Source organism: Psychrobacter halodurans, from assembly GCF_017498075.1.
Taxonomy (GTDB): Bacteria; Pseudomonadota; Gammaproteobacteria; order Pseudomonadales; family Moraxellaceae; genus Psychrobacter; species Psychrobacter celer.
Window position 1 is genome coordinate 24,107 of sequence record NZ_JAGBKN010000027.1, and the last position, 9,061, is coordinate 33,167.

The following is a 9,061-nucleotide window of genomic DNA, read 5'->3' on the forward strand; positions in this document are numbered from 1 at the left end:
GGAGTTTTTCTCTCAAACGAGAAGCGTCCCCACTTGATAATGCCGCTTATCTTAACATATTTATGATAAATAATAGCCATCGCTGAGCAGGTACAGCGATGGTCAGGTACGGCGATCTTATATACTTCTATGACGGCGCTTTCCTGGCGTTCTGTACCGCCGCCGACAGATACGGCGCTAAATAAACACCAGCAGCACGTGGCACATAGTAGTTGTTATGTCCGTTTTATTTGGGGCTGATGATATCTAAAATGACGTCATCGCGATGTTGAAAAACATAACGTTTATACACCTAAATTCAAAAAACAAGATACATTTGTACTATGTAATATCAAAGCTTGGCTAGTTAATATCAATGTTTAGCTACCGTGCTGAGCCACAACATCTGGTTATGATGTCTGATTGTGATGTTCGATCAGATAGTCTACTGCTAATGGCATTGTTTTTGCTAAAAATTTATATAAATTCTTTGTATATATCCCTTTAATATTATTTATTTCAATCACTCACTTCAATGATTGCGTTAAGGAGCCCACATGGCAGGTGCCAGTTTATTAACCCTACTCGATGATATCAGTGTGATATTGGATGACGTCTCCGTCATGACCAAAGTCGCGGCCAAAAAAACCGCGGGGGTGCTGGGCGATGATTTGGCGCTAAACGCAGAGCAAGTCACGGGGGTCAAGGCCAACCGCGAGCTACCAGTAGTTTGGGCGGTCGCCAAAGGCTCTTTTGTCAATAAGCTAATATTAGTCCCAGCAGCCCTTATTATTAGTGCTATTTACCCGCCTTTAGTGACATTTTTATTGATGTGTGGCGGGTTGTTTTTGGTTTATGAAGGTGCAGAAAAAGTCATTCATCGATTTTGGCCCCATGCTTTGCCGCATGATGAAGAGCAAAACGCTCGCCGGCAGGCCAATGCCGATGAAACCGTGGACTTAGTCGCCTTCGAAAAAAACAAAATCAAAGGGGCGATACGGACCGATTTTATTTTATCGGCTGAGATTATTGTCATTGCCTTAGGGTCGACAGCGAGCGCCACGTTGTTGGAGCGCAGCCTAGTATTGTCCATCCTTGCCATCGCTATCACCATCGGTATTTATGGGTTGGTGGCAGGTATCGTCAAGATAGATGATGCTGGTTTGCATTTGATGGAGCAAGAAGGCAATTTTAAACAAAAACTTGGAAAAGTGATGTTTGCTGCCGCGCCAAAACTGATGAAGTTTCTCTCTATCGCCGGTACTTTAGCGATGTTTTTGGTCGGTGGTGGTATCTTGGTGCATGGCATTGGCTTTTTGGACCACGGTGTCGAGGACATCGCCCATTTGACGGGTATCTTTGAGAGCGTGACCACCGCTATTTTAAATGGAGTTATCGGTTTTATTATTGGTGCTGTTATTGTTGGGATTTTTACTATCGTTGGCAAAATGCGCGACGACGATACAAAATCAGCGACGCACTGAGCTTGAATGAAAAGCGCTAAACAGATAACGCATTACTCAGCAAAATGAAGAAAAATAAAAGCCCCGATAGTGAACTATCGGGGCTTTTGAGTATTTATGCTTGTACTGTTTTTAATAATACAAGCGGTAATACAAGTGATTTAATAGTACAAGCGACGGTGATTAACTGTCTGCTTGCTTATCGGCATCCTCAGCGTCTGGCTTTTCAGCTTGTGTCGGCTTTTTGTGCTCAGTCTTCGGCTTACGACTGCGCGCCTTAGGAACCTTGGGCGTGGTCAAGTTAAACATGCCAGTCTGTGGCAATAACTGCTCGGCCACATTTTCAATCATGTTTTTATAACTGGCGATCGTGGTTTTAGACTTAGCAGCTTGGCTGTCTTCCTTTTCTGCGCCTTTGTCTGCGTCTTTAGACGGAGCCTCTGATTCAGATGTATCGCCTTGCTTGGCGGCTTCGCTGTCAGACTCAGCCGTCTTTGTGCGAGTGTCAGTATTGTCAGCACTATCGGTATTGTCAACATGATCAGCTGATGGGCTAGTGGCAGGCGCTACGTTTTTATCGGCTTTTAGCAGCTGCTCACTTTCAGTGCTGACATCGTCTGCCTGTGCCTGATTAGCTAGGGCAGTCGCATCGACATCATGAGCGTCCACCTCGTTTGCCTGATAATCAGGATGCTGACCACGTGGGTCATTGCTAGCGCGTTTGCCGATCGCTCGCGGCGCGACTGCTGTTTTGCCTTGGGTGGTAGCAAATTGACTAACGGCCTGAGTCATCGCCTCAAAGCGCGCCAGATAGTCTGCCGCCAATGGCTGGTAGCCATAGTTGCTAAAGTCAAAGCCTCGAGCCTGAGCGTCAGCAACTGGCAGATGTGCTTGCGCGGTGTCAGCAGATTTTGCTTGCTGTGAGTGCGCTTCGATAGCTGCGATAAAGCAGCGGATCACACCGTCATTTTTTAGACGGCTCTCGGCATCGGTGAGTGCTTGACGCACAAAGTCACCAACGCTACCGCGCACCGTTGGTACAGGTGTTGCCGATTCTACCGCTGGCTGCTGAGTGGGCTGTGCCTGCTGACGACGTACGACACGTGGGTCGTTACTGGCCTGTCCAAACTTCTGAGCGGTGACGTAACGGTTGGCAAACAAGGTATCATGCGTGAGCAAGGGTGCTGCGCCAACGTCCGCATCGGTTTTATCCGCAGTAGGGCTGCTTTCGGCACTTATGCTCTGTGTGCCTTTGGCAGTGGCTTGCGTCTGTTTTGCAGCGCTGCTATTTGCATTGCCGGTATCACGGTCACCCGTGTTTGCCGCGGTATCCTGCGACTTGGTGGCAGTAGCGCGATCAGCCGGCGCTGGGGCTGAAGCTGAGCGCGTAGCAGGGCTCTTCGCAGCTGACGGCTCATCGGCGGTCGGCTGTTTAGCAGTTGCCTGCTCGTTAGCGGTTACCGCTTTGCTGCGCGCCGCTTTATCACCGCTGGTATCTGCCTGCGCCGTAGTGTCATTTTTACCAGACTTCTCGACGCTTTGGCTATTTGCTGACTGCTTATCGGCAGGCGATTTTTGTGAATCGCTTTTAGCCGTAGCTGCTTGACCAGCGTCTTTTTTACTCGCAGTGTCGTTTGCTGTACTGTCATTTGCTGAATGGGGCTTGTCAGCAGATGAGCGTTTGGCAGAGGCCGGCTTGCTATCATCTAAGGATAGGTGCACCACTTCTGGCGATTTTAGCACTGCTGGGGCTTCGTTGACCTGCAGCATGACCTCGTTTGGGTCTTGGTTACGGCGCGTGTTCGCGGCTTGTTTGCTGGTGTGTGCTTCGCCGTTTTTGCCAGAGAACTGCTTGACGCTATCAGAGGTAAGCGTCTCACCGCGTTCTAGCTTGCCGCGTGAGCCGCGTTGGCTGTGCGATTTGCGTTTATTGAGCGGCTGCTCGTCTGCTGCCTTATGCTCACTGGTGCTGCTATCCGTATTATGACGCTCGCCAGTATCGCGGCCGTTGTCTTGGCGATTGTTGCGACTGCGCTCACTGCTACGTCTATTGTCTTGCTGACGTTTATTTGGCTGCTCGTTTGCGCTTTCGGTGGCCTCTGAGCTGCTTTGGGTCTCAGCGCTTGCGTTTTGATTACTCTCGCCATTTTGCTCTTTGCGTTGACGCGGCTTAGCAGAGCGAGACTTACGTGATTTGCGTCTTCTTCTGTCGTCGTTGCTCTCTTCGTTTTTATTGTCTGAGCTGCGACGCGATTGCTGTCTGTTGGCGCTGTCTGATTTGCCATCGGTCTGCTGCTCAGGGGTTTGCGAGGTTTGCTCGGTGCTCGCGGTACGGCTTTCGGTACTAAGCGCGCTGTTATCGATTTGACCAAAGGCGCCTAAGCTTTGTGCGCCAGTGTTGACCAAGGCTTCGATTGCTTCGGCAGCATCACGGCTGCTCACGGTAGGCGTGGTCGATGCTTGCGGTGCCTGAGCAAACAGGTTGGATAGCCAAGCAACGGCTTGCGGCTGGGCGGCGGTCACACTCGCTGATGGCGTGGCTGCTGGTTGGGGCTTATCCGCTTGCGGCGCGCTCGTCGCGGTATTGGTGCTGTTGTCTTGACGACGGTCGTTTTGATGGCGATCTTTTTGCTGGCGTTCGCTTTGTTGCGCGCTGTTGTTTTGTGTTTGCGCAGGAGCGTTTGACGGTGTCTGGGCGCGGTTTTTATTTTTCTGTGCTGCGCTTTTGTCGCTGCTCTGGCGCGGCTGACGCGTTGGCTGCTGCTCAGGGCGTTCGTTGTCCGCCGTTTGCCAGTCAACGTCGTAGCCAAGATCGCTATACTCTTGCTGCTGGGTATCAGTGATACGCTCGTAGCTGGATGGGGCAAAACCGTCGCGGTTGAAGTGCAGCTTAAAGTTTGGTGACTCAAGATGCGCGTGCGGCAAAATCGTGATACGCGTGCCGCTGTCTTGCTCGAGATAAACCAAGCTGTCACGTTTTTCGTTTAACAAAAACGCCGCGATATCGGTCGGTACTTCGGCCTGTACTTCACCTTGACGCTCTTTTAGGGCGATCTGCTCGATTTGGCGCATGATTGACAATGACAATGAGCGCAAATCACGAATCATACCGTTACCATGACAGCGCGGGCAGATATAGCCGGTTGATTCTTCGAGTGACGGACGCAAGCGCTGACGGCTCATCTCCATCAAGCCAAATTTAGAGATATCACCGAACTGCACGCGGGCGCGGTCGTATTTGGTCGCATCAATCAGACGTTTTTCGACCTCTTTTTGATGCTTATTGTCATTCATGTCAATAAAATCAATGACAATCAAGCCACCCATATCACGTAGGCGTAACTGACGGGCAATCTCGTCAGCGGCCTCTAGATTGGTGTGGTAGGCGGTTTCGGCGACGTCTGAGCCTTTGGTTGACTTGGCGGAGTTGATATCGATAGAGACCAGCGCTTCGGTTTGGTCAATGACGATAGAGCCACCTGAGGGCAAGCGCACTTCGCGCTGATAGGCCGTCTCGATTTGCTTTTCGATATTGAAGCGCGAAAACATTGGCTCATAATCGGTGTATTTGCGGAGCTTTTCAGCCTGTTTTGGCATTACTGCATCGATAAAACCTGCCGCTTCGATATAGGCGTTTTCGTTATCGATCCAAATCTCAGCGATATCGTCACGCAGATAGTCACGCACGGCACGGGTGACCACGCCAGCTTCTTGATGCACCAGACGCGGTGATGGGTATTTTTTATTCTGTTCTTGGATGGCTTGCCAGATGTTGAGCAAGTGATTGAGATCGTGCTGCAAGTCTTCTTGGGTTTTACCGATACCAGCGGTGCGGATGATGACACTCATGCCTTTTGGCAAGTCAAGATTGCCTAGCATGCGCTTCATGTCTTCACGCAGTTTGCCTGATATTTGGCGGGAGATACCGCCGCCACGAGGGTTGTTGGGCATCAATACCAAATAACGGCCAGCGAGTGATACATAAGTCGATAGGGCTGCGCCTTTGTTGCCGCGCTCTTCTTTTTCGACCTGAACGATTAGCTCGTCGCCTTCTTTGATGAGCTTTTTGATGTTTTCATCACGTGGGTTGCCGCTTAGATACTCAGCAGAGATTTCACGAATCGGCAAAAAGCCCTGACGCTGTGAGCCATATTCGACAAACACCGCTTCAAGCGATGGCTCGACACGGGTCACATGACCTTTATAAATGTTGGATTTTTTTTGTTCGCGGGTGCGGTTTTCTAGATCAAAATCGTATAGATGGTTGCCTTTACAAAGGGCGACGCGAATCTCTTCGTTTTGAGTGGCGTTGATCAAAATGCGTTTCATATTTTATCCTATGAGTACGCATAACGACGACTAAGCTTGGACTTTAGGAGGTGCCGGCAAGTGCTGCAAATGGCGACATCGGCGGCAGATATGGTGACCGGAGAACATAAGCAATCAGCCTCAAGGGCTGCTTTACGGTGATCTAAAGAGGCCAGCAGTGTCAGACAAGCCATATCAAACAAGCTACGTCAAACCATGCAAATGCAGATTGCTCTAAACATCTATGCATCAGCGTCTTAGGTTAAGTTTTTAGTCAGTGGTTTTTAGGGTCATTATGACCGCGCACTTTGTCAGAGTGGGCAAGCCTTAGCGACGGCTCTAAAAATACTGATCCTAAAAAAGGCGCTGTGTTGTTGCTATGCATCCTCAAAGTCTAGCAATAACCGCTGTCATCAATACTATTATAAAAAAATAGCGCGATGCAGCATCTGTTAGATCAGGTAAAACAATGGGTCTTGCTTTATTTTTCGTTCTTTTGCGATTACGTCAATCATATCTTGGGCGTTTTGTTAGCTATGGTCGCATCAGTCATCGGCGGGGCGTACTTGGCAAACAGAGTAAATGACCGGCTTATCGGCACGGTTTATGTCTATGTCTTTATTGTCATCTGTTTGACCACCGATACTAAGGCGGCTATCGATATCTGTCTCGATGCTAAGGTAAAACGTCCCATACTTGCTCGGCTGCCTCACATAAAAGACGTTGATAATGTGTTATCAAAAACAGTCGTGATTATGCGGGTAGTAAATCAGTGTTATGGGGTAAATGGTCAATAAATAGGCGTTTTGCCAGCATTATTCACGCAATGGTATTTTGTGTCACTATCAGTTTTATCATACAAATAGCCATGCGGTAAAGAAACTTGCTTTTATCAAAAAAGAAGCATTCATGCCGCGTTTACAATTTATGGGGCGGTCTGAGAAGCGACGTCTATAAAAACAGCTTTACTCAGTTTGTGCACCCTAAAATCAGATGAGACGACCCATCTTGGCAGAGGCATCGCTAACCGCGCTTGGGCAATCACTCATAAAGCCGTGATTGGCACAATAGCGTTAGGCAATCTTTTGCAATAATGATTATTGCGCAGCTTCTGCTTAATTGGCGCTCAACATGCTAAACTATAGCAAATCTTTGTGTAAATACCTAACGAAAAATGACAAACTCAAAAACGACCGATGACGCGCCGATCCACGAAGCGCCTGCTATTTTCAATAGCAAAACACGCCCGCAAAGCGCTGATGATGAAATCAGCAACTTTGCCAGAGTCAATTATCTAGAGGTAACGCGCCATCAGCATGACCAGCGTTTGGATAATTTTTTGCTCAACCGCCTAAAGGGTATGCCAAAATCGCACATCTACAAAATGATTCGCTCGGATGAAGTGCGTGTCAATAATAAACGCTGTAAAGCGCATGATAGAGTCCAGCGTGAAGACGTCGTGCGTATCGCGCCCATTCAGCTGGCGACGCGCGAAAAGCCCATCATCAGCACCGAGTTTGCCAATAGCTTGCTGGCACGAGTGGTGTATGAAGATGAGGGGATGTTGGTGCTAAACAAGCCTTCGGGCATTGCGGTGCATGGTGGTAGCGGATTGGACTTTGGTGTCATCGAGGCCATGCGTGAAGTCACTGGCAAAAAATATCTGGAGCTGGTGCACCGTATCGACAAGGATACCTCAGGCTTGCTGATGATCTCTAAAAAACGCTCAACGCTAAAAGCCTTGCAGCAGCATCTGGTGGATAAAACCATCCAAAAACACTATTTGTGTATCGCCAAAGGCCAGCCTGCGCTGAATGAGCAACGTATCGATGCGCCATTGTTACGCTATACGCTTGCTAATGGTGAGCGCCGTGTCAAGGTAGATAGCCAAGACCCGCAAGCCAAAGACAGCCAGACGGACATTATCATTCATGAACGTTTTATGCTGGCCGATCAGCCTGTGAGCTTGATTGAAGCCAAGCCGCTCACTGGGCGCACCCATCAGATTCGTGTACACTTAGCGCATATCGGTCATGCCATCTTGGGCGATGATAAATATAACGTGCACGACAAATCAGGCGTCCATCGTCTGTGTCTACATGCATGGCGCTTAGACATCCCAGGCTATAAGAGTATCACCGCGCCGCTGCCAGAAGACATGGCCGACTGGCTCCCTGAGCAGAGCACATTACCTGATTAGTATTGTCCCATTAGTGTTGTCCCACTCTCGCGTATGATGACAGTGTGTCTATCTTCTTGTGACTGTTCAACACGACGCGCTAAGGACGGACGATAAAGTCGAATACGTGCGCTAAACGTCACGCCCGCTTATTTTTGATAAGTCGCCGTGACGTTTTTGTATTGACACTCGCCATGTATCGTCGTTATTCATAGTCTTTATTCATAAAAGTCATCAAGTCACACGTCAGTTTATCAAGTATTAAAGGTCATCAAGGTTTAACAGTCATCAAGGTTTATTTATGAATCCACAATCTGCTGCCAGTATTGCTATTGCCGAAGCCAGCTCTCACGTATCCAACCCGCATAATCTGGCCGATAAGACGCTGATTATTTTTGATTGGGACGGCACCTTGATGGATTCGGTGGGTTTAATCGTGGAGGCCATGCATGTGGCAGGGGAGGCGCACGGGTTTCAAACGACAGATAAGGCTGTGCAAGATATCATCGGTCTTAGCCTGATGAATGGCATTGATATTTTATATTCGCAGGCCAGCGATTTACAAAAGCAGGGCATTCAGCAAAGCTATGCTGAGTACTATATCGCCAATAGCCACCGCACGCCGCTGTTTGCTCCGATAGAAAGCATGCTACAAACGCTACAGCGTCAAGGCAAACAGCTGGCCGTGGCCACAGGCAAAAAACGAAAAGGTCTAGATCGGGTGCTTGCAGCCTCGAGCAGTCATCAGTATTTTGTGATGACCCGCTGTGCTGATGAAGCAGGCTCAAAACCTGATCCGCAGATGCTCATTGATATATTACAGGCTACTCAGCAGGGTATCGCCGACGCTGTTTTTGTCGGTGATAGCGTCTATGATATCGAGATGGCGACGCAGCTGGGTATGAGTAGTATTGCGGTCAATTATGGTACAGCATCAGCGGCAGAGCTTGCCGCGCAGCAGCCTACCTATCAGGTTGAGACGCCGCAAGCATTAATGGCGCTATTATGTGGCTAGTGCGTGTCTTCAAGTCACTCGCTATAGTCAGTTGAAAATAAAACTGTTATATAAATTTAAACGCGCTACTGGTATAAATTTTACTTGCGTGCTGCGTTCCCAGAGGCTGCGCAACCT

Annotated in this window: 5 protein-coding genes; 4 read left to right on the top strand and 1 reads right to left on the bottom strand. The window is 48.9% G+C overall.

The window, feature by feature from the left end:
• Positions 1-536: 536 nt before the first annotated feature.
• Complete coding sequence (locus J3491_RS10410) at positions 537-1,463, top strand: DUF808 domain-containing protein (protein ID WP_207970163.1); 927 nt, start codon at positions 537-539, stop codon at positions 1,461-1,463.
• A gap of 162 nt (positions 1,464-1,625) precedes the next feature.
• Here the strand turns inward: J3491_RS10410 and J3491_RS10415 are convergent, their stop codons facing one another.
• Complete coding sequence (locus J3491_RS10415) at positions 1,626-5,771, bottom strand: Rne/Rng family ribonuclease (RefSeq protein WP_207970164.1); 4,146 nt, start codon at positions 5,769-5,771, stop codon at positions 1,626-1,628.
• A 515-nt stretch (positions 5,772-6,286) separates the two neighbouring features.
• Between J3491_RS10415 and J3491_RS10420 the strand changes: the two genes are divergently transcribed.
• The 3 genes from J3491_RS10420 (at position 6,287) to J3491_RS10430 (ending at position 8,944) form a co-directional block, all read left to right on the top strand.
• Positions 6,287-6,547, top strand: a complete 261-nt coding sequence (locus tag J3491_RS10420; RefSeq protein ID WP_178377941.1) for a hypothetical protein — start codon at positions 6,287-6,289, stop codon at positions 6,545-6,547.
• A 377-nt stretch (positions 6,548-6,924) separates the two neighbouring features.
• Positions 6,925-7,950: an RluA family pseudouridine synthase gene (locus J3491_RS10425; RefSeq protein ID WP_207970165.1), complete on the top strand. Its 1,026-nt coding sequence runs from the start codon at positions 6,925-6,927 to the stop codon at positions 7,948-7,950.
• A 280-nt stretch (positions 7,951-8,230) separates the two neighbouring features.
• Entirely contained in the window at positions 8,231-8,944 is a 714-nt protein-coding gene (locus J3491_RS10430) for an HAD family hydrolase (protein WP_207970166.1), read from the top strand.
• The last annotated feature ends 117 nt before the right edge of the window (positions 8,945-9,061 follow it).